The sequence below is a fragment of the Brevibacillus reuszeri genome, from assembly GCF_002897295.1.
GTDB lineage: Bacteria > Bacillota > Bacilli > Brevibacillales > Brevibacillaceae > Brevibacillus > Brevibacillus reuszeri_A.
Window position 1 is genome coordinate 176331 of sequence record NZ_BEXF01000008.1, and the last position, 22562, is coordinate 198892.

The 22562-nt window shown below is 48.4% G+C and carries 18 protein-coding genes; 15 read left to right on the forward strand and 3 right to left on the reverse strand.

Going from position 1 to position 22562, the window contains the following annotated elements; all coding sequences use genetic code 11:
- Positions 1-57: 57 nt before the first annotated feature.
- Entirely contained in the window at positions 58-321 is a 264-nt protein-coding gene (locus C3B52_RS15035) for a CD3324 family protein (RefSeq protein WP_103107061.1), read from the reverse strand.
- 340 nt (positions 322-661) lie between these two features.
- Positions 662-979 (reverse strand): YtpI family protein, encoded by a 318-nt coding sequence (locus C3B52_RS15040; RefSeq protein ID WP_103107063.1) that lies wholly within the window; start codon positions 977-979, stop codon positions 662-664.
- 177 nt (positions 980-1156) lie between these two features.
- Between C3B52_RS15040 and C3B52_RS15045 the strand changes: the two genes are divergently transcribed.
- The 11 genes from C3B52_RS15045 (at position 1157) to C3B52_RS15095 (ending at position 15678) form a co-directional block, all read left to right on the forward strand.
- A complete protein-coding gene (locus C3B52_RS15045; protein ID WP_103107259.1) occupies positions 1157-4585 on the forward strand; it encodes a DNA polymerase III subunit alpha in 3429 nt (1142 codons plus the stop codon).
- A gap of 179 nt (positions 4586-4764) precedes the next feature.
- Complete coding sequence (locus C3B52_RS15050) at positions 4765-6009, forward strand: NAD(P)-dependent malic enzyme (protein WP_103107065.1); 1245 nt, start codon at positions 4765-4767, stop codon at positions 6007-6009.
- Between the two features lie 97 nt (positions 6010-6106).
- Positions 6107-6778: a FadR/GntR family transcriptional regulator gene (locus tag C3B52_RS15055; protein WP_103107066.1), complete on the forward strand. Its 672-nt coding sequence runs from the start codon at positions 6107-6109 to the stop codon at positions 6776-6778.
- An 82-nt stretch (positions 6779-6860) separates the two neighbouring features.
- Positions 6861-7043, forward strand: coding sequence for a hypothetical protein (locus C3B52_RS15060; RefSeq protein ID WP_049737348.1), 183 nt, complete (start codon positions 6861-6863; stop codon positions 7041-7043).
- A gap of 20 nt (positions 7044-7063) precedes the next feature.
- Entirely contained in the window at positions 7064-8008 is a 945-nt protein-coding gene (gene accD, locus C3B52_RS15065) for an acetyl-CoA carboxylase, carboxyltransferase subunit beta (RefSeq protein ID WP_103107068.1), read from the forward strand.
- Positions 7975-8931, forward strand: a complete 957-nt coding sequence (locus C3B52_RS15070) for an acetyl-CoA carboxylase carboxyltransferase subunit alpha (RefSeq protein ID WP_103107070.1) — start codon at positions 7975-7977, stop codon at positions 8929-8931. Before accD ends, C3B52_RS15070 begins: the two co-directional genes overlap by 34 nt.
- 221 nt (positions 8932-9152) lie before the next feature.
- Complete coding sequence (gene pfkA / locus C3B52_RS15075) at positions 9153-10112, forward strand: 6-phosphofructokinase (protein WP_103107071.1); 960 nt, start codon at positions 9153-9155, stop codon at positions 10110-10112.
- Positions 10113-10185: 73 nt separating this feature from the next.
- Positions 10186-11940 (forward strand): pyruvate kinase, encoded by a 1755-nt coding sequence (gene pyk / locus C3B52_RS15080; RefSeq protein WP_103107073.1) that lies wholly within the window; start codon positions 10186-10188, stop codon positions 11938-11940.
- Positions 11941-12452: 512 nt separating this feature from the next.
- Positions 12453-14714: a ribonucleoside-triphosphate reductase, adenosylcobalamin-dependent gene (gene nrdJ / locus C3B52_RS15085; RefSeq protein WP_103107075.1), complete on the forward strand. Its 2262-nt coding sequence runs from the start codon at positions 12453-12455 to the stop codon at positions 14712-14714.
- Between the two features lie 135 nt (positions 14715-14849).
- On the forward strand, positions 14850-15281 hold the full coding sequence (locus tag C3B52_RS15090) for an acyl-CoA thioesterase (protein ID WP_103107077.1): 432 nt from the start codon (positions 14850-14852) through the stop codon (positions 15279-15281).
- Position 15282: 1 nt separating this feature from the next.
- Positions 15283-15678, forward strand: a complete 396-nt coding sequence (locus tag C3B52_RS15095; RefSeq protein WP_103107079.1) for an FxsA family protein — start codon at positions 15283-15285, stop codon at positions 15676-15678.
- A gap of 173 nt (positions 15679-15851) precedes the next feature.
- Here the strand turns inward: C3B52_RS15095 and ytvI are convergent, their stop codons facing one another.
- Entirely contained in the window at positions 15852-16982 is a 1131-nt protein-coding gene (ytvI, locus tag C3B52_RS15100) for a sporulation integral membrane protein YtvI (protein ID WP_103107081.1), read from the reverse strand.
- A gap of 391 nt (positions 16983-17373) precedes the next feature.
- Here ytvI and citZ point away from each other — a divergent pair, with 391 nt between their 5' ends.
- The 4 genes from citZ to C3B52_RS15135 all read left to right on the forward strand — a co-directional run bounded on the left by citZ (position 17374) and on the right by C3B52_RS15135 (position 22548).
- On the forward strand, positions 17374-18486 hold the full coding sequence (citZ, locus tag C3B52_RS15110; RefSeq protein ID WP_103107085.1) for a citrate synthase: 1113 nt from the start codon (positions 17374-17376) through the stop codon (positions 18484-18486).
- Between the two features lie 151 nt (positions 18487-18637).
- On the forward strand, positions 18638-19921 hold the full coding sequence (gene icd / locus C3B52_RS15115) for an NADP-dependent isocitrate dehydrogenase (RefSeq protein ID WP_103107088.1): 1284 nt from the start codon (positions 18638-18640) through the stop codon (positions 19919-19921).
- Positions 19922-19972: 51 nt separating this feature from the next.
- Positions 19973-20911 (forward strand): malate dehydrogenase, encoded by a 939-nt coding sequence (mdh, locus tag C3B52_RS15120; RefSeq protein WP_103107090.1) that lies wholly within the window; start codon positions 19973-19975, stop codon positions 20909-20911.
- Between the two features lie 941 nt (positions 20912-21852).
- Positions 21853-22548, forward strand: coding sequence for a response regulator transcription factor (locus C3B52_RS15135; protein ID WP_049737360.1), 696 nt, complete (start codon positions 21853-21855; stop codon positions 22546-22548).
- Positions 22549-22562 lie beyond the last annotated feature (14 nt).

Sequence of the window (22562 nt, forward strand, 5' to 3'; positions counted from 1 at the left end):
AAACAGCACGGACAATCTGTGATTTCAGATTATCTGTGCTGCTTTTGTGTGACGAAATTATTTGGCGTAAACGATTTTTTTAATCGTTTCAACGGAGAGGAAGTAGTCCTCGGCCAATTGGGCGATGGTGCTGCCATTTTGAAACAAATGCTTGATTTTGCGATTTCTGTCATCAAGTAGCTTTCTTCCTCCAGATCGTGTACCCCATTTTTGATACGTTGCCTCTGGTTTTGGTATATAAATGGCTTCGCCTTGTACATACTTTTGAATTTCAGCGATCAGTGTTTCAGGCAAAATAGCGGTTGCTTTTACATATTTCACTTCTGCCAGCTCCTTATTCTTGAGTAAAAAAAGAAATAAGGTGCAAAGCCTACAGAAATAGAAATGAGATATGCTCATTTAGGCGATTGTTAGGGTCAATCTCCACCTCATGCAAAGTATCGCCTCTCTAAATCCTAGGCTTTGCATGAGACGCTGCAGTATCTGGCAAACCAGAAATCGTTACCAATCGATACACCCCCTCAAACTCGTGTATGCTTCGTATTATAAAGGATATGAAGCCTGATTTCATCTTGCAGCTACAAAAAACAAGAAAGTAAAAAATGGCGTGTCGGAACAAAAACTGTTCGCACGCCATTTTATTTATCTTCATTCCCTTACATTAGGTCAGCTTTTCTTTTTTCAGCTCTGCCTGCCAAGCTGTGCGGTAACGAAAATAATTGCGGGTTCCCAAAAATAGATTGATGACGCCTACAACCAGCATGATCAGCGCGACAACGATGCGGATTGTATCCAACGTCTCGAATGTGAATTGATTGAGGCCAAACAAGCTAACCAAGATACCCAAAGCGACGTTCATTTTCCCAAGAGTCATACGGGATTCCAACGGATGGATACCCCGTCTGCGGGCATGCATGCTGAAATAGACGCTGGCAACCAGTGAAGCGAGAACGCCGGTCATATAAATAGCTGACCACATATACGGATTCATCCTCTCTAGCAATCTCGTATTATCCTACCAAATGAGGGGGAGAATGGTCAAATGATCCAAGGAACATTCGTTCTTATTTTCCCCTACTTGTTGTACTTTCCGCTATAATAGAGAGGAGAGAGTGAAAATAACGATTCGTAAGCGATAACAGAGAGGAAGAACATGATGACCTCCTTTGTTCATTTGCATGTTCATACAGAATATAGCTTGTTAGATGGAGCGGCTCGTATTGAACCACTGGTGGAGCGAGCAGCTAAGCTGGGAATGCCAGCGCTGGCGATTACCGATCACGTCAATTTGTATGGCGCAGTGCCATTTTATAAAGCATGCCTGGAAAAAGGGATCAAGCCGATTATCGGTATGGAGCTGTACCTGATCGAAGGCAACCTGCAGGATCGTGTTCGCAATGCACCCGCCCCTAGTCATTTGGTTGTGCTGGCTGAAAACGAGCAAGGCTACAAAAATTTGTTGAAGCTGGCGACGATAGCTAATACAGATGGAAGCTACATCATCCCGCGCCTGAATAAAGAAGTGCTTGCCCGTCACACTGATGGGCTGATCGCTCTCAGTGCTTGTCGCGAGGGGGAGGTAGCAAGACACTTGCTTGCGGGTGAAGCAGAGGAAGCCAGGGAGAAGGCATTGTGGTACCAATCCGTATTTGGACCTGACCACTTTTATTTGGAGCTGCAGGATCACGGTCTGGAGATCGAGCGCAGGCTGAATACGCGTCTGGCAAAGCTCGGCGAAGAGACAGGCATCCCACTCGTTGTCACTAATAATGTCCATTACTTATATAAAGAAGAGCATCAGCAGCACGATATTTTACTTGCCATCGGGGAAGGAAAAACAGTTGATGAAGAAAATCGATTTCGCTATGAAACCGATCAATATTACTTGAAAACGGCAGAGGAGATGGCAGAGCTGTTTGCCTACGCTCCGGAAGCACTCACAAACACACTGGCAATCGCAGAGCGGTGTCAGCTGGAGTTGTCGCTTGGGGCTCACATTTTGCCAGAATTCCCCTTGGCAGCCAAGCAGGATTCGACGACGTTTTTGCGCGAGCTCTGTGAAAAAGGCTGCATCGAGCGGTATGGAGAGATTACTCCACAAGTGCAAAAAAGGCTCGATCACGAGCTGTCTATCATTACAGGAACCGGCTTTACAGATTACTTTTTGATTGTTTGGGATTTCATGCGATACGCACATGAGCACAGTATTCCGACAGGTCCGGGAAGAGGCTCGGCGGCAGGCAGCCTGGTAGCCTATGTGCTTCGGATCACAAACGTTGATCCAATACGCTATCACTTGCTTTTTGAGCGGTTTCTCAATCCTGAACGGGTCACCATGCCCGATATCGATATTGATTTTTCCGTAGAGCGTCGTGACGAGGTGATCCAGTATGTGGCACGTAAGTACGGGCATGACCGTGTGGCGCAAATTATCACCTTCGGAACGATGGCAGCGAGAGCAGCGGTGCGCGATGTAGGACGGGCTTTGGGACTTTCCTTGGGTCTGATCGACCGTGTCGCCAAAATGATTCCACAGTCTCCAGGAATGACGATTGATCGGGCGATGCAGCAAAATCCCGATATTGGCAAGCTTTGTGCGGAAAACAAGCAGGCAGCCAAGCTGATCGAAACTGCCAAAGGGGTAGAAGGGCTGCCGCGACACGCGTCTACACATGCTGCTGGGGTGGTCATCTCACGCGAGCCACTGACGCAGTACGTTCCTTTGCAGACAGGAAATGAAGGTCTTGCCCTTACCCAGTATCCAATGGAGATTTTGGAAGAGGTCGGTCTTCTGAAAATGGACTTTCTCGGGCTGCGCAACCTGACGATTATTCAGGAGACCTTGCGCCATCTGAGTGAGCAGGGAACGGATTTGGACCTGGAAAGCATACCGACTGATGATGCACACACCTTTCAAATGCTTACTCGTGGCGAAACGACGGGGGTGTTTCAGCTGGAATCATCCGGGATGCGCCATGTGCTGCGTGATTTAAAGCCGACGACACTGGACGATATTATCGCAGTGCTGGCCCTGTACCGCCCGGGACCTATGGAGATTATTCCGCAATACATCGCAGCCAAGCACGGCCAGAGCGAGGTGAAATTCGCTCACCCGATTCTGGAGCCAATTCTCAAAGATACGCACGGCTTCATGATTTATCAGGAGCAAATCATGCAAATTTCCTCCACGCTTGCGGGATTTAGCTTGGGTGAAGCAGATATTTTGCGGCGTGCGGTCGGGAAAAAGAAAAGAGAGCTGCTGGCTGAGCAGCGGGAGAAGTTTGTAGAAGGCTGCGTGCGCCAAGGTCATGGGGCAGAGCTGGGCAATCAGGTATACGATCTCATCGTACGCTTTGCTGATTACGGCTTCAACAAGGCCCATTCCGTCGCTTATGCGATCATCGCCTATCAGATGGCGTATTTAAAGGCAAATCACCCACTCGCCTTTATGGCGGCGCTCCTGTCCCTGTCGATCGGCAGCCAAACGCGGATTGCTGAATACACCGAGGAAGCCCGCAGACTGCGTCTTACGGTGCTGGGACCTGACGTCAACAAGAGCGAGGCTATGTTTACCGTAGAACAAAATGCCATCCGTTTTGGACTTGCTGCTGTCAAAAACGTAGGCTACGGGGCGATTGAATCCATCGTGTCTGAGCGAGAGGAAAGTCCGTACCGCGATGTGTTTGATTTTTGTGCGAGGGTTGATGCGCGTCTGGTGAATAGACGTGTCGTCGAATCGCTGACGCTTTGTGGCGCCTTGGACAGTTTGCCTGGCCACCGCAGCCAGCTGCTCCTGCTTTTGGACGAAGCGGTTGGAAAAGCAAACAGCAAACGAATTGAGCGAAACGCCAATCAGCTCGATCTGTTCGCAGGACAAGAGGGGGCAGCCCCCGTACGCGTTCCATCTGAATATCCAGAAGTGCCACCTCTCTCCCATCCTCAACAGCTGAAAGAAGAGCGTGAGCTTCTCGGTGTGTATATTTCAGGTCATCCACTTGATCAATTTGCACACGTGGCGAATCGTCCGGAGGTAACGGCGATCTCTGCCTTGGGAGAGCTGTCGCGCGACAAAACGGTAAAAGTATTCGGAATGGTGACAGATGAGCGTAGAATTCAAACGAAAAAAGGCGACCCGATGGCTTTCATCACGATCGAGGACAAAACAGCCCAAGTCGAGATTGTCGTCTTTCCGCAGGTGTATGCCAAGTACGCACAAGTTTTGGGACGGGAGAGAATGGTGGTTGCCGAAGCGCGGATCGATCATCAGGATGACACCGTGAAGCTGTTGTCCTCACGCTTTTGGGATGCTGAAGCACTGCCGCAGCCAACTGTCGAGAACGTTCTTTTTGTCAAAATTAGTCCGGCGCAGGAGCAGGATTCGACTCTGCAGCAGCTCAAACGTTTATTTGTCGAAAAAAAAGGAACGATTCCCGTTATTTTATATTACGAGGGAAAAAGACAGACAATTCGCCTGCCAAAAGACAGTTCGGTAGAGGTGGACGAGTCATTTTTGGAGCTAGCGCGAGATATTGTGGGACATGACAGCGTAATTTTGAAAGAATTGCCCATAAATTGGGGAGGATGAGGAATGTCCTCCCTTTTTCGCCGTTTTCGGCAGGTTTACAGGAGAATGGGTTTTGCTATATATTGAACTCATAACTTAAAAAGTGGTCAGACCACTTAGGTGGGTTCAGTGTTTTTCTTTTTGAATACATGGGCTCTAAGCAATCATAGAACAGATAAACGTGAAATGGAGTGGTTATGATGTCCAATCTGAGAGAGGAAGCCCTCGCGCTTCATAGCAAACATCAGGGGAAACTGGAGGCAGTGACCAAGGTACCAGTTCGCAATGCTTACGATTTAAGTCTTGCATATTCTCCTGGGGTTGCAGAGCCGTGCAAAGAGATTTTTGACGACAAGTCTAAAGTTTACGATTATACGATGAAAGGTAACCTGGTAGCTGTAGTCAGCGATGGAACGGCTGTGCTTGGTCTTGGCAACATCGGTCCGGAAGCAGCAATGCCGGTTATGGAAGGAAAAGCAGTTCTGTTTAAATCCTTTGCAGGTGTGGACGCATTCCCAATCTGCTTGAATACAACAGACGTAGATAAAATCGTGGAAACAGTGAAGCTTCTGGAGCCTACCTTTGGTGGCGTAAACCTGGAAGATATCGCTGCTCCAGCGTGCTTTGAAGTAGAAGAGCGCCTGAAGCGCGAAACGAATATTCCTATTTTCCACGATGACCAGCATGGTACTGCGATCGTAACAGCAGCAGGTCTGATCAACGCACTTCGCGTAGTTGACAAAAAGCTGGAAGACATTCGCGTGGTAGCAAACGGTGCAGGTGCTGCAGGAATCGCGATCATGAAACTTTTGATTTCCATGGGCGTAAAAGAAGTGATCATGTGTGATACAAAAGGAATTGTGTACGAAGGCCGCGAATTCGGTATGAATCCAGTGAAGGAAGAAATGGCAAAGATCACAAACCGCAGCAAGCTGCAAGGTGATCTGGCTGATGCGATGAAGGGTGCAGACGTATTCATCGGCGTATCCGTTGCTGGCGCTGTTACACAAGAGATGGTTCGCACCATGAACCGCGATGCTATCATTTTTGCTATGGCAAACCCTACACCGGAAATTATGCCTGAGGAAGCAAAAGCTGCAGGGGCAGCCGTAGTGGGTACAGGTCGTTCCGACTTCCCGAACCAAGTAAACAACGTATTGGCTTTCCCTGGAATCTTCCGCGGAGCGCTTGATACACGTGCAACCGAAATCAACGAAGCGATGAAGCTCGCAGCTGTTTACGCGATCGCTGATCTGATTACTCCAGAAGAGCTTTCCTCTGATAAAGTAATCCCTGCGCCATTCGACGCGCGTGTAGCACCGAATGTAGCCGCTGCTGTTGCGAAAGCAGCAATGGATTCAGGAGTAGCTCGCATCACAATCGATCCAGAAGAAGTAAAAGCGAAAACAAACAGATTGGCTGCCATTTCCTATCAAGAAGTGTAGGATGAGCGTGTAGTCGTACCCTCCGAAGGCGAAAAAGGCAGATGTCGTCCTCGGGGGGTGCTTCACTTCACACTAGGTAGTAATGAGGAGGATCATGGTGCTCGACTCTACCCAAGATCGAAAGGTATACGAAGGAATTCTCCTGCAAATTCACGAGATTATTCAGGAGCAAAACTTGCGGCCAGGTGACAAGCTTCCCTCCGAGCGAGAATTGTCGGAGAAGCTGGGGGCGGGTCGTTCCTCCGTACGCGAAGCACTCCGGGCGCTAGAGCTGCTCGGACTGATCGAAACCCGACGCGGGGAAGGCACATTTCTCAAGCATTACAGGCACAATCGCTTGATTGATATACTCGGCTTTTTCATTTTGCGAGATGCTAAAACGAAGAAGGACTTGATCGAGATGCGCCGGATGCTGGAGCTGGATGCGGTTCGGCTTGCCTGTAGACGGGCGACTGACAAGCATTTTGAGGAAATGGAACGCATTTTGGCAATTGCTGAGGAACGGGTAGAGCGTGGCGAGGTGCCAACAGAGGAAGACTACCAGTTTCATCGTGTCATCTGTCGCTCCAGCCGCAATTCGATCCTGCATCGCATTTGGACCCCCTTGGTTGAGTACAGCAACAGTATAAGGATTGAATCGTTGTCACGAGAAGGCAGAGCACGCACGGCAGTAATGGAGCATCGTCAAATCATGGAGGCAATTCGAGAAGGAAATGTCAACGTGGCCGTTGAAAGAATGAGGCACCATTTGGAGAATAGCAAGCTCTGATTTCCCTATTTGCGAGGGGCGCAGGCGCTGTGATATGATGATGCAGACCTGTATTGGACGATGAATGGGGGAAGCTTTTCGCATGTGGACTGTCATCTACATCGCTCCTAGTGCTAGAATCGCAGAACGGATACAGCAACGTTTGACAGATGAAGGATTTTTGGTAAAGGTTCGCGAGGCAAAGGTCTCGAAGCAATACGAGATTCTCGTGCCTGAGGGTGAACTAAACGAGGTCCGGGATATACTTGGATCGATCCTTCACTGATGAGAAAGGTGGGTGTACCTGTGCTTAAAGATCTTTTTGGGAAAAAGCGTAAGTTTGCTACCGTCCCTTCAGAGACACTGGCACGCGTCCCTGCTTCCGCAGATATGGCGAAGGAAGCGGGAACAAAAGAAAAGGAAGTCCCTGAGGGATTGATGAATAAATGCCCACATTGTGGGACGATTCACTACTCCAAGGATTTGGAGAAGAATCTGCGCGTCTGCAAAGGCTGCCAGTATCATTATGCCATGTCTGCTCCAGAACGCTTGCAAACTCTTTTGGATGAGGGCGTACTGACTGAGGAGTTTGACACGAATTTAATTACAGCGAATCCGCTCGACTTCCCAGGATATCTGGAAAAAATAGAGCAGGACAAGGCTAAAACCGATTTGAACGAGGCCGTTATTACAGGAGAAGGGATCCTGGGTGGCAATCGAATTGTTATCGGTGTAATGGACTCAAGGTTTCGCATGGCCAGCATGGGCTCTGTTGTCGGGGAAAAAATCACCCGTGCAATTGAGCAAGCGATCGACCGCCGTTTGCCATTTATTCTGTTTTCCGCATCTGGCGGAGCACGTATGCAGGAAGGCATACTGAGTCTGATGCAAATGGCGAAAACAAGCGCGGCATTGTCTCGTTTGGATCGGGAACGACTGTTGTTTATCTCGGTTATGACCAATCCTACATATGGTGGCGTTTCGGCTAGTTTTTCTTCGCTCGGAGATTATAATATCGCAGAACCGGGAGCTATGATTGGCTTTGCCGGACGTCGCGTCATTGAGCAAACGATCCGCCAGGAGTTGCCAAAAGACTTTCAAACAGCCGAATTCTTGCTGAAAAACGGGCAACTGGACATGGTGGTACACCGTAAAGATATGCGTACAACGCTGTCCAAGCTGGTAGAGATGCACACGTCACGGGAAGGAGTGGAAGCATGGCAGGAGAGCTCCCCTTTGAAAAGCCATTAGTAGAACTGCAAGACAAGATTAAGGAATTGCGTCGCTTCACAGAGGAAAAAGGCATTGATTTCTCTGATGAAGTACAACGTCTGGAGCAAAAAGCGAAAGATTTGGCGCAGCAAATTTATGGAAACCTGACCCCGTGGCAGCGCGTGCAGCTGGCGCGTCATCCGGAACGACCAACAACACTGGACTATATACAACTTCTTTTTACTGATTTTATCGAAGTGCACGGAGATCGCCTGTTCGGTGATGACCACTCTATCGTAGGCGGGATTGCCAAGTTCGATGGACGTCCGGTTACCGTCGTTGGTCACCAAACGGGGAAAGACACCAAAGACAATATTAAGCGTAATTTTGGTATGGCTCACCCAGAAGGCTATCGGAAAGCTCTTCGCATTATGCAGCAGGCTGATAAATTTGGTCGGCCGATCATCTGCTTTATTAATACAAAAGGCGCTTATCCAGGCAAATCCGCCGAAGAACGTGGCCAGAGTGAAGCGATTGCCCGTAACTTGCGGGAAATGGCTACCTTTCGCGTGCCGATTATTTGTATTGTTATTGGGGAAGGCGGTAGTGGCGGTGCGCTTGCGATTAGCGTAGGCAACCGAATCCTCATGCTGGAGAATTCCTGGTACTCTGTAATTGCGCCGGAAAGTGCGGCAGCGATCCTCTGGAGAGATGCCAGCCTAGGTATGCGTGCAGCAGAGTCGATGAAAATCACGGCTCCTGACTTGTTCGAGCTTGGTGTTATTGATGGAGTCATTCCTGAGCCTTTCGGTGGGGCTCATCGCGATCTGATTGCTCAGGCGAGCGCAGTGAAGAAAGTCATTGCTGAGCAACTAGAACAGCTTGGTCATTTAACCCCTGATGAATTGATACAGGATCGTTACGAGAAATTTAAAAACATCGGCAAATACGCCACCCTGTAAAATCAGGGGGCGTTTTTTGGCTTTTTTCTGCAAGGGAAATCTGCTACAATCGTAGTCGAGTGAAGGATTTATCTGATCTTTCAAAAAGTATGGCACATATCTGTAGTTGGTATAACAGATATCCGAAACACAGTGATACAGCATGTTTTATAGTGAAAATAGTACATACTGTTTCCGTTTCAAGAGATGCTAAAGACGATACGATTGGAGAGGTGGATTCCATGCAAAAGCTCGCAGTTTTGACCAGCGGTGGGGATTCTCCTGGGATGAATGCTGCTGTTCGGGCGGCAGTTCGTCGGGCCGCTTACCACGGGGTACAAATGTATGGCGTGTACCATGGCTATGAAGGTTTGATGAACGGAGATATCCAGGAAATGTCGCTGGGTTCCGTAGGGGATATTATTCAACGGGGTGGAACCATTCTCTATTCAGCCCGCAGCCAGGAATTCAAGACTGAGGCCGGGCAACAAAAGGCAGTCGAGCAGCTGCGCGAATTCGGGATCGAGGGCTTGATCGTAATTGGTGGAGACGGCTCGTTCCGAGGCGCACAGAAACTGACGGAAAAAGGCTTCCCGACAGTTGGGGTGCCAGGAACGATCGACAATGATATTCCATGCACCGATTTTACGATTGGCTTTGATACCGCATTAAACACGATCGTTGATGCGATCGATAAAATCCGCGATACAGCTACCTCGCATGAGCGCACATACATTATTGAGGTAATGGGACGAGATGCTGGGGATCTGGCGCTTTGGGCAGGCTTGGCAGCCGGAGCGGAGTCCATTATCATCCCGGAAGAAGCGCAGGATATGAACGATATTTTAGAGCGTCTGCACGCTGGCCAACGACGCGGGAAAAAGCATTCTATCATTATTGTTGCAGAAGGATGCGGCAGTGCGTCTTCCTATGCAGAAGCTATCACCAAAGCAACAGGCTGGGAGACGAGAGTGACTGTACTTGGTCATATCCAGCGCGGCGGCTCTCCTACCGCAATGGATCGAATGCTGGCAAGCCGCATGGGTGCTGCTGCGGTAGATCTTCTGCTCGAAGGCAAAAAGGATCGCATGGTAGGCATCAAGAACAACGTCATCGTAGACGTAGATTTCAAGGAAGCACTGGCACAGAAGCATCAGCTTGATTTGTCCATCTATCAGCTGGCTCGCACACTTTCAATATAGCCTGTCGCATTGATATTTCACCACGAAGCCCTCAACTCGAGGGTTTCTAAGAGTTCAGAGGAGGCATTATCCTATGTTAAGGAAAGCAAAAATCGTATGTACCATTGGTCCGGCAAGTGAATCAGTTGATACGCTCAAAAAGCTGATTCATGCAGGGATGGATGTAGCCCGACTGAACTTTTCACACGGTTCTCATGAAGAACATGCTGCACGTATCGTAAATATCCGCAAAGCATCAGAAGAAGCAGGGAAACCGGTTGCGATTCTCCTGGATACAAAAGGGCCTGAGATTCGTACAGGAACATTGGCTGTTGATGCTGTAGATCTGGTCGAGGGCAATACGATTACACTCACGACAGAGGAAATCGCCGGGACAGCTGAGCGCGTCTCCATTACGTATGATGAACTGCCTCATGATGTCAAAGCAGGCGATACCATTTTGATTGATGACGGTTTGATCGGTCTGACTGTCGAAGAAGTTCGTGGAAATGACATCGTTTGCCTGATCAAAAACGGTGGTACGCTGAAAAGCAAAAAAGGGGTCAACGTTCCTGGTGTAAAAATTAATTTGCCAGGGATTACTGAGAAGGACGCGCAGGATATCGAGTTCGGTATTGCGCAAAACGTCGATTTCATCGCGGCTTCTTTTGTGAGAAAAGCGAGTGACATTTTGGAGATTCGCCAAATCCTCGAACGCCACAATGTTCGAATTGATATTATCGCGAAAATCGAAAACCAGGAAGGCGTCGAAAACGTAGACGAAATCCTGGTTGTGACAGATGGAATCATGGTAGCGCGTGGAGACTTGGGAGTGGAAATTCCTGCGGAGGAAGTACCGCTCGTCCAGAAGAAGCTGATTAAAAAATGTAATGAGCTGGCAAAGCCTGTGATTACAGCGACACAAATGCTCGATTCCATGCAGCGTAACCCAAGACCGACTCGTGCAGAAGCAAGCGACGTGGCAAACGCGATCTTTGACGGCACTGATGCTATCATGCTCTCTGGTGAAACGGCTGCGGGCAAGTATCCAGTAGAATCAGTTGAAACGATGCACCGTATTGCCGTACGTGCAGAGCAAGAGCTGAACTATCGCGAAATTTTGTACGCTCAGGCACAGCTCAAGCAAATTACGATTACGGATGCAATCAGTCAGGCTGTTTCCAATGCGGCTCTCGATCTGGATGCGGCCGCGATTATTACTGCTACGGAAAGTGGACATACTGCACGCATGGTTTCCAAATTCCGTCCAAAGGCGCCGATCGTCGCAGTTACCCCTCATGCGGATGTTATTCGCAGGCTGGCCTTAGTCAACGGTGTGTATCCGGTTCTTGGCGTCTTGGCAAATACAACGGATGAAATGCTGGAGATGTCTGTTCAGGAAGCGCTGGACGCAGGGTTTGTTCGTCACGGAGATTTGGTTGTCATCACTGCAGGAGTACCAGTGCGTGAAGTAGGTACGACTAATTTGATGAAGATCCATGTCATTGGCGATGTCGTAGCCAAAGGTCAAGGAATCGGTAGAAAAGTCGTAACAGGCAAGGTTGTTTCGGCTCGTTCAGCTGAAGAAGCTTTAGCAAAAGTGGAAGAAGGCTGCATCCTGGTCACGATTGGAACCGACTCTGATATGATTGAGGCTTTCAAGAAGGCTGGGGCGGTCATTTGCGAAGAGGGGGGACTTACCTCTCATGCAGCGATTGTCGGACTGAATGTGGGTGTTCCTGTCATTGTGGGAGTACCGTTTGCGACCGAGCTGTTAAAAGACGGTCAAATCGTGACGGTCGATTCCGAACGTGGACATATTTATTCTGGACATGCCAGAATTCTCTAGGTACAAAGATTCAATTTAGCTAAAAAGCCTAAGGGTAGGGTGACCAAGTGTCACCCTTTTTTGGCGTGGGTTTGAAGGGGATTTCACTCGGCTGCCTATCCCAATCATTCCCAGGAAACGGTGGCTTTTAGGTGATGCAATGCGCGCGGGAATCTGTTAAAATCGGTCGGTACGTTCTCAAACGAATATCGTCTTCATTCGTGTATGAGCGAAATTTCATAAGCGGTTTCTGGACAGATTAGTACCTGAACGTTCGACATTTCCTGCGAGGAAAGTATCGGTAGAAAAGGCGAATCGTGCCAGAGGCAATAGCTCATACCCGCGAATAGAGTAAGACTTTGGGTGTAGGAGTAGGTACATAATGTTCGGGATTATGTGTCAAGTGTTTTTTTGTGAATAACACTATATATAGTGTTGTCGAAAATTATTTCGCACAACATATAGGTAAAACTATTGAGTTTTTTAGATAAAGATAGTTAACTAGAGAGGAAAGATTTGAAGGAGGAACCGATATGCTGGCCACTGATACCGTTATCCGCACCCAATTTCTGCGGGATGAATTTCTAGATCAATACGCTGATTTTCCAGCGCATATGAGTCCTTTGGGACAGTTCGTTTATTACCGTACTTATTCTCGCTTTATTCCGGAAAAAGGAAGACGGGAAACGTGGAAAGAAACATGCCGCCGCTCGGTGGATTACAATATTAAGCTGGCTTATCAGCATTTGAACAAGATTGGTCTGTATGCAGACTTGCGCCTGATGGAAAAAGAGGCAGAGGGATTGTTTGACAACATGTTTAATCTCCGCCAATTCTTGTCTGGACGCACACTTTGGGTTGGTGGCGCAGAAAATGGCGTAGCAGATCTGTATCCGCTGGCGAATTTCAATTGCTCCTTTTTGAACATCAAATCGTGGGATGATTTGGGAGATTTGTTTTACCTGTTGCTCGTAGGTACAGGGGTTGGCTTCAAGTGCACGAAAGAAATGGCGGCAGGACTGGGTCCAATCCGCACGAACGTGTCTCTCTTGTCCTCCGAGTACAAGCCACTGCCAAAGCATCAGCGTCTGGAGCGTTCTGAGCTGAACGTGCTGGAGAATGGCTTTGCCAAAATCTACGTAGGTGACAGCAAGGAAGGCTGGGTAGAGTCGCTTCGCCTCTATCTGCAAATCTTGACTGATACAGCTTACGAGCATATTCATACCGTAAAAATTTCCTATAACAGTGTTAGACCAAAAGGCGAGCGTCTGAAGCGCTTTGGTGGAACCGCGAGTGGTCATGAGCCGCTTCGTGAAATGTTTGAAGGTATTGATAAAGTATTGAAAAACGAAATTGATCAGCATTTGGCTCCAATCGAAAGCGATGAGAAAGGATACGGCAAAATTCGTCCGGTACATATCCTCGACATCGGCAACCTGATCGGCGCAAACGTAGTGGTTGGTGGCGTACGCCGTACTGCTGAAATCTTCCTGTTTGACCATGACGATTACGAGTGCATGATGGCCAAATACGGAATCAACGGGTTCTGGACAGAGGATCAGCTGGCTCATCACCGCCGCGTAGGAGAGCTTTTGGGCGAGCATAAGCCAGTATGGTTTGACAGCATTCAAAACGTTGGGGACGGTCGCTTCGGACTCGACCATCGCCGTATGTCCAACAACTCGATCGCCTTTACAAAACAGCCATCCAAAGAGTTCCTCAATCTCGTCTTTACATTGATGCAGCTTGAGGGTGAGCCTGGCTTTATTAATCTGGAGGAAGCGAATCGTCGCCGTCCGAATGCAGAAGGCCTGAATCCTTGTGCGGAGATTTTGCTTGATTCGTATGGAGTCTGCAACCTCACTACTGTAAACCTGGTAGAGTTCGTCAAAACGAATGCAGATGGCTCGAAATATATGGATCTCGAGGGACTGTTGGAAGCGCAACGCAAATCGGCTCGTGCGGGTCTGCGGATGACGTTGGTTACATTGGAGCTGCCACACTGGGATACGGTTCAACAGCGTGACAGATTGCTTGGAACCTCACTGACAGGGGTAAAAGACGCACTTGCATCCCTTGGCTATACGGAAGAGCAAGAGCTGGAGCTGCTTCGTCAATTGGGCAATGCAGCGCGCGATGAGGCAAACCGTTATGCATACGAGCTGCGTGTCAATTCACCGCTTCTCGTTACCACTGTGAAGCCAGAAGGTACGCTGTCACAGGTAGCTGGCGGTGTGTCTAGCGGATTGCACTGGTCTCATTCCCCATACTATATTCGTCGTATCCGTATCAACGCTGAAGATCCACTTGCGAAAGCGGTACAAGCTCTTGGCTGGACAGTGAACCCAGAGGTAGGTACACCGGGTGACACCTACGATGAGCGCATGGCGAATGCACGGACGCTGGTTATTGACTTCCCAGTAGCTTCAGGTGCAGAGGAAACGAAAAATGAAGTAAGCGCAAAACGCCAATTCGATACGTATTTCCGTTTCCAAAAAGAATATACGGAGCATAACTCCTCCAACACGATTACCGTTCGCAAAGAGGAATGGAAAGAAGTAGAAGACATCGTTTATGACAACTGGGATAATTTTGTAGGGGTGTCTTTCTTGCAGCTGGATGGAGGAAACTACCAGCTGGCACCATATGAGGAATGCACCAAGGAACAATATGAGGCTTTGAAACAAACCATGAAGCCATTTGATCCGGCTATTTTGCAGCAATACGAAACAGGTGGAGAAGCTGACCTGTCCACAGCCGAATCTTGCGAAGGCGGAGCTTGCCCAATTCGTTAAGTGGGTGGCAGCGTACACACAGAATTGATCGAAAAGCGGAGGGGACTGCTGACAGTTCCTCTCCGTTTTTTGCTCTTTAAAAATCATTGTTTGTCTGTGGTACAATAGTCATATAGAGAAAGGGGAGACAAGCACTTGCGTCCAACCATATATTCTCATCGCGTGCGGGCTCGCTATCAGGAGACCGATCAGATGGGTGTAGTCTACCACGCGAATTACTTGAACTGGTTTGAAGTCGGACGGACTGAATTCATTCGCCATGCGGGTCTTACGTATCGGGAGCTGGAGGAAAAAGGGATATTGCTTCCTGTCATGGATGCGAGAATTACCTACAAAAAACCGGCTCGCTACGACGATGAGGTAGATATTCGGACATGGGTAGGTCTCATCAGTCCTGTTCGTCTGACGTTTTGCTACGAGATTATCCGGGTGGCAGATCAGGAGCTGCTGGTGTCAGGGGAGACGATGCATGCGTTCACCAACAGCGATTTAAAGCCGATCAGGCTGCCTCGATCCGAGCCTGACGTGTATGAATGGCTGGCTACCATGCATAAAGGGGAGGAATAGGATGCTGCGTATCCTCGTTGTCCTTTTTGTTGTCGTTTTTGGGCTGGAGCTGTGGGGGTTAATTACAGTAGGGTCATGGATTGGCGGCTGGAATACGGTCTTCCTGGTCATTTTGACGGGTCTGTTCGGGGCATGGATGGCGAAGCAGCAAGGAGTCCAGGTTTTTCGGATGGTCCAGTTCCAGCTGGCTCGCGGTCAGATGCCTACCGAAACTTTGATTGATGGGGCTTTGGTTTTGATTGGTGGTATTTTGCTGCTGCTCCCAGGCTTCTTCTCTGATGTGATCGGCTTGATTTTTTTGATCCCGTATACGCGCATGATTTTGCGCCATTTATTAAAACGTTGGCTGTGGTCTCTCATTTCATCAGGACGAATACAGCTTTTTTTCCGCAGGTAAGAAAACCTCTATCGAGGCCTCCTCAAGGAGGAGCGACCGCGTTTAGCGGAAAGTGTTCATGCGCTCCGGAATTTATAAGCGTCACGCTTATAAATTCCTATACGTTAAAGAATAGAACCGCTTTGCTAGACCTCGAAAAATGTGGTCCGCAGAGCGGTTCTTTTTTCTTTTTACTATAGCGGCTTCCCTCTAACGTATTTCCACACATCGGTAAATACATTAGCTTTTACTAAAGCGTTGATCAAGACGAGTGAAACCGGACCGATAATCAGGCCGAGGAAACCGAACAATTGCAGGCCGACGAACAGTGCGACCAGCGTCAAGAGCGGATCGAGGCCAACGCTTTCAGCGACAACCTTTGGCTCGATGATCTGGCGGAAAATTAATACGACCGCATACAGAATAGACAAGCCGATGACCATGCTGTAGTTTCCTTTGAAAAAGAGATACACAATCCACGGAATAAACACAGTACCGGTACCTAGATAAGGGAGCAAATCAACCAGACCAGTGAGCAGCCCGATGGTAATGGCGTACTCGACACGCATGATCAACAGGCCAATGATCACGATGGCAGCGGTCAGGGAGATCAGTGTCAGCTGGGCTTTGATGAACCCGACCAGAGCGCCGCGCAGATCGCGGAAGATTTGATCCAGACGATTGTTCACGCCGTTTGGCAGCAATCTGCGAAAGCGTGATTCCCACAGGTAGAAGTCTTTGGAAATAAAGAAGGCTCCCATCAAAGAAATCACAGATACCGTCGCCATGTTCGGCAAGGAGACTAGCAGATTTTTCAATCCATTAAGAAACTTGACAACCAAATCCTGACCAGCATGGGTGATCGATGTAATGCCGCTTCCGATTGTATTATTGACCTTTAGCTGGAAGTCGGGATCGAGCTGCGAGTACATCCATTGAATTTGATTGTAGACACCCATAAGAAATTCTTGGGAAATGGTGCGCTGCAAGTATTCGGACAGCTCTGACGCAAAGCCGGGAAGCCTTTTTGCCAGCTCGCCAATCTCTACAACCGTTTCCGTAACGACGAGTGTGACCACCCCGACTGCGAGAAGCATCAGGAGCAGGAGGGCGATGGTAACGGACAACCACCTCGGAATTTTAAACTTTTTGGTAATGAATGTAACCGGTCTGTTGATGATGAGCGCAATGACTAAAGCAATTAGAAATGGGTACAGTAATGGTGTTGCGAACTGGAAAATCCATATTCCTACATAAATCACCAAGCAAACCCATAATAAACGGATGATTTGAAACAGGCGCTCTACCCAGTTTTCCTGATTCAAAAGTGTCTCCTTTCTGCCGCAAGCGAGCGGACAAAAGCTGTTGGTACTATTATGCAATATGCTGGATAGGCAGAGCAAGCTAGCGAAAAAACAAAACCGGGTTTCACCCTTTGAAACATTTTTTCGCCAATCTTATTCACAAAATGGCAATAATCTTTTATAATTGGGTCGACTTGAAGTGGATTCTTTTCTCTCGCCTCTCCCCTTTGCATGATCGGTTGAGTGATTATGCGTGGATTTGCGTGGATACATTCCCTGACAAGAGTGGTGGATGAAAGAAACCGCTGCTTATTAATTTCATATAGCTTTAGATTAGGGAGCTTATCCGTCATCATGACAAGCACAGACTGGATAAGCAATACTACTTGAGTGGAAAAGGAGAGGGAGTTCTATGACAGCTACTCGTGGACTAGAAGGCGTGGTTGCAGCTCAATCATCTATCTGTTCTATCGTCGATGGTGTTCTTTGCTATGGCGGGATCAACGTCGATGAACTCGCAGAACATGCGACCTTTGAAGAGGTTGTATACTTACTCTGGCATGGAGCGTTACCGAAGCGTGATCAGCTGGACGCTTTGAAAAAACAATTGGGTGAACAGGCTGTAGTGGCAAAAGAGGTGCTGGATGGCCTCCGCAACTACCCACAAGGCGTACATCCAATGGCAGCGTTGCGCACAGCTGTCTCTTCGCTAGCGCTCTACGACACAGAAGCGCAAGAAATGACACCTGAAGCCAACTATCGGAAATCCATCCGCTTGATGGCACAAACTCCTACCCTGATCGCGGCATATGCTCGTATGCGCAAAGGCTTGGACCCAGTTGCTCCGCGTGCTGATTTCACTATCGCACAAAACTTCCTTTACATGCTGACAGGCGAAGAGCCAACTGAAACAGCTGTTAAAGCTTTTGATGTTGCTTTGATCCTGCATGCTGACCATGAGTTCAATGCATCTACGTTTGCTGCTCGTGTAACCGTTGCGACTCTGACCGATATTTATTCCGGTGTTGTTTCTGCAATCGGCACGCTCAAAGGACCTCTGCATGGTGGTGCGAATGAAGCAGTAGCGAAAATGCTGACTGAAATCGGCAGCTTGGCCAATGTAGAATCTTATGTAAGAGGCAAGCTGGACAACAAGGACAAAATCATGGGCTTCGGACACCGCGTCTACAAAGATGGCGATCCACGTGCGAAATGGTTGAAACAAATGTCCAAAGCGTTGACCGCACAAGTAGGTCGTCCTGAGCTGTACGAGATGTCTGTAAAAATCGACGACATGGTAACTGGCGAAAAAGGTCTGAAACCAAACGTAGATTTCTACTCCGCATCTGTTTACATTTCTCTGGGACTGGAAACGGATCTGTTCACACCGATCTTTGCTATCAGCCGTATGTCCGGTTGGACGGCTCACATCATGGAACAGTATGAAAATAACCGCCTGATCCGTCCTCGTGCGGATTACACTGGTCCGGTAGGTCAGCACTACGTGCCAATCGACCGCCGCTAAAACTTGCTATTTTCGAGCGTGGAGGGCAGGTGTTCAGCCATGCTGTTCACCGCTTAAGCGCAAGCTTGAGAACTACCACGAGCAGTGGTAGTTCTCCTACGTCTGGAAATATTCCAAATCAACTATTAACTTCAACACTGGAGGGATTCTTGTGTTTAAAAACCTGACAAACCCAACTGCCGGCGAAAAAATCCAAGTGGATAACGGCAAACTCGTAGTTCCAAACAACCCGATCATTCCTTTTATTGAGGGTGACGGTACTGGCCCTGATATCTGGAACGCATCTGTTCGCGTTTTGGATGCAGCTGTAGAAAAAGCATACAACGGCGAAAAGAAAATCGCTTGGTTTGAAGTATTCGCTGGTGAAAAAGCGTTCAACCAATACAACGAGTGGCTGCCAGAAGATACCCTGACTGCAGTTCGTGAGTACCTGATCGCAATCAAAGGTCCTCTGACTACTCCAGTAGGTGGCGGAATTCGCTCTATCAACGTAGCACTGCGTCAAGAGCTGGATCTGTATGCTTGCGTACGTCCTGTTCAATACTTCGACGGCGTACCATCCCCAGTTAAACATCCTGAATTGACTGATATGGTAATCTTCCGCGAGAACACTGAAGACATCTACGCTGGCGTAGAGTGGGCTGAAGGTACTCCAGAAGTGAAAAAAGTAATCGAGTTCCTGCAAAAAGAAATGGGCGTGAAGAAAATCCGCTTCCCAGAAACTTCTGGTATCGGTATCAAGCCTGTTTCCAAAGACGGTACAGAGCGTCTGGTTCGCGCAGCGATCAACTACGCGATCGACAACAAGCGCAAATCCGTTACCCTCGTACACAAAGGTAACATCATGAAGTTCACTGAGGGTGCTTTCAAAAGCTGGGGTTATGCACTGGCTGAAGCAGAATACGGCGACAAAGTGTTCACTTGGGCACAATACGATCGCATCAAAGCTGAAGGCGGAGACGCTGACAAAGCACAAAAAGAAGCAGAAGCAGCTGGCAAAATCATCGTAAAAGACGTGATTGCTGACGCGTTCCTGCAACAAATCCTGACTCGTCCAGCTGAGTACGATGTAGTAGCAACCCTCAACCTGAACGGTGACTACGTATCTGACGCTCTGGCTGCACAAGTAGGCGGTATCGGTATCGCTCCAGGTGCAAACATCAACTACCTGACTGGCCATGCGATCTTTGAAGCAACTCATGGTACAGCTCCTAAATACGCTGGACTCGACAAAGTAAACCCATCCTCCGTGATCCTGTCCGGAGAAATGATGCTGCGTCACCTGGGCTGGAACGAAGCAGCTGATTTGATCATCAATTCCATGGAAAAAACTATCTCCGCGAAAACAGTAACTTACGATTTCGCTCGTTTGATGGATGGTGCTTCCGAACTGAAATGCTCCGAGTTTGCTGACGCTTTGATCAAAAACATGTAAGATAGTTTCAAGCATCAGTTTTCACAATTTACCATTCGGAGGGGAATAATCATGGCATTCCAACGCAAAAAAATCGCTGTTATTGGTAGTGGTTTTACTGGAGCAACGACTGCATTCATTCTTGGTCAAAAAGAACTGGGTGATGTCGTGCTGGTTGACATTCCTCAACTTGAGAATCCAACTAAAGGGAAAGCATTGGACATGATGGAATCCTCGCCGGTATTGGGATTTGATTCCAATATCACGGGTACTGCTAGCTATGAAGATATCCATGGTGCTGATCTCGTCATCATCACGGCTGGTATCGCTCGTAAGCCTGGCATGTCCCGCGATGACCTGGTGAATACAAACGCTAGCATCATGAAGTCTGTTGCTGAGCAAGTGAAGACTTATGCGCCAAACTCCATCGTGCTCGTACTGTCTAATCCAGTCGATGCGATGACTTACACCTTTTTCAAAACGTCCGGCTTCCCGAAAGAGCGCGTAATCGGCCAATCCGGTGTACTCGATACAGCGCGCTTCCGTACCTTCGTTGCGATGGAGCTGAACGTGTCTGTAGAAGACGTAACGGGCTTTGTACTCGGTGGTCACGGTGATGACATGGTTCCATTGGTTCGCTACTCGTATGCTGGCGGTATTCCACTGGAAACATTGATCCCAAAAGATCGGCTTGAGCAAATCGTAGAGCGCACGCGCAAGGGCGGGGGAGAAATCGTCAACCTGCTGGGTAACGGTTCTGCTTACTATGCGCCAGCGGCTTCGCTGGTCCAAATGGCAGAAGCGATCATCAAGGACAAGAAGCGTATCCTGCCTTCCATTGCTCTCTTGCAGGGCGAGTATGGCTACAACGACATCTACCTTGGTGTACCAACTTTGCTCGGTGCAAATGGTATCGAGCGAGTAATCGAGCTTGAGCTGACTGCAGACGAAAAAGCAGCTCTGGATAAGTCTGCTGATTCTGTACGCAATGTCATGGCGGTTTTGAAATAGCTTTCTGAATGAACGAAGACGTCTTTCTTCTCGAAAGGCGTCTTTTTTTGTTGCTGGTGGGTGGTCGTGGCTTCAGTGGAGGGGAGGAAACAGGAGAAAACGCTCCAGGTACTTGGGCCTCTAGCGGGGAGTGGGTACTGTCCGCTTACGGGGAAAAAGGGAAACCGCGTCCAAAGTCGCCTCCGCAGGAAGAGGGTTCAGGGTGGACGCTTAAGGGCGTGTTTCCCTTTTTCCCCTCCAGCTTTGTAGGAGTCCCAAAGACCTTCGCTTTTTTCTCCTGTTTCCTCAGCGAGCTGTAGAGACATGCGAGCCTTGAATGACAAAGCTTGTTGAACACAGGTGAAGGTTTTGACTTGTAGGACTGAGAAGCTTTTCTGGGATTAGGGAATCGAGTAGTTCGCTTTCAAAACATAGAAGCGTCCTTTGGGGTGGCAATCAAAAGCTTTTTAAAGGGAATCTTTACAAGCCGATTTCGGACCAAAAAACATAGCTGCTGATGAGGAAAGAGGAGAAATAAGCGAAAGCTCTTTGGGATACCTACCGAGGCGTAGAGGAAAAAACGAAACACGTTTTTAAGCGTCCACCTCTGAGAGACCTCTTGAAACAACCACTTTGGACGCGGTTTCGTTTTTTCCTTGGAGCCGGGCACGGATACTACCAGCTAGTATCCCAAGAAGCTAGCGTTTTCTCCTCTTTCCTCGCCTCAACCAAAAGCAACGACAACGCTTTGTTTAATTCCCCAGCCCAATCCGAGGAATACTACCTCACATCGAAGCACAATCCTGCCCTTTACGGACTAGCCCCAATCACCTTTACAAAAAAATTACTTGTCTTCCGGTTTCAGCATTGGCAGACTGAGATTGTAGAGAGAAGAAACAAAAGAGGACAGGTCTGTGTAAAAAACAATTTGCAGCATAGCATTGCTAGGGGGAAACGAACCGATGATTAAGGTTTTGGTAGTGGATGACGAAGTCTCCATTGTAAAACTGTTGCAATTTAATCTGGAGAAGTCAGGCTTTCAGGTAGTCACCGCTTTTGACGGCAGACAGGCATTAGATATGGTGAAAAGCGAGCAGCCCGATTTCATTATTTTGGACCTCATGCTTCCAAAAATGGACGGGATGGACGTTTGCAAGACGCTTCGACAAGAGAGAATCAACACACCGATCCTGATGCTGACAGCGAAGGACGACGAGCTGGACAAGATTCTGGGCCTCGAGCTCGGGGCTGATGACTATTTGACAAAACCTTTTAGTCCGCGAGAAGTTATTGCCCGCGTCAAAGCCATCCTGCGCCGTTTTCAAGCGACGCCAGAGGCAGCTACAGCTCCTGAGGACGTTGTTTTGCAGTTTGGCGAGATTCGAATCTATCCAGAAAAATATGAAGTGTTCTGCAAGGATGCAAAGGTCGAGCTGACCCCGAAGGAATTTGAACTCCTGCATTATTTGGCAAGTCATCACGGACGTGTATTGACGCGCGACCAGCTCCTCAATGCTGTATGGAATTACGACTTTATTGGTGATTCTCGTATCGTCGACGTCCATGTCAGTCATCTGCGCGAAAAGCTCGAGGACGACACGAAAAATCCTCGCTATATTAAAACCGTACGCGGATTAGGATACAAACTGGAAGGATAACTGGAGGCACTACC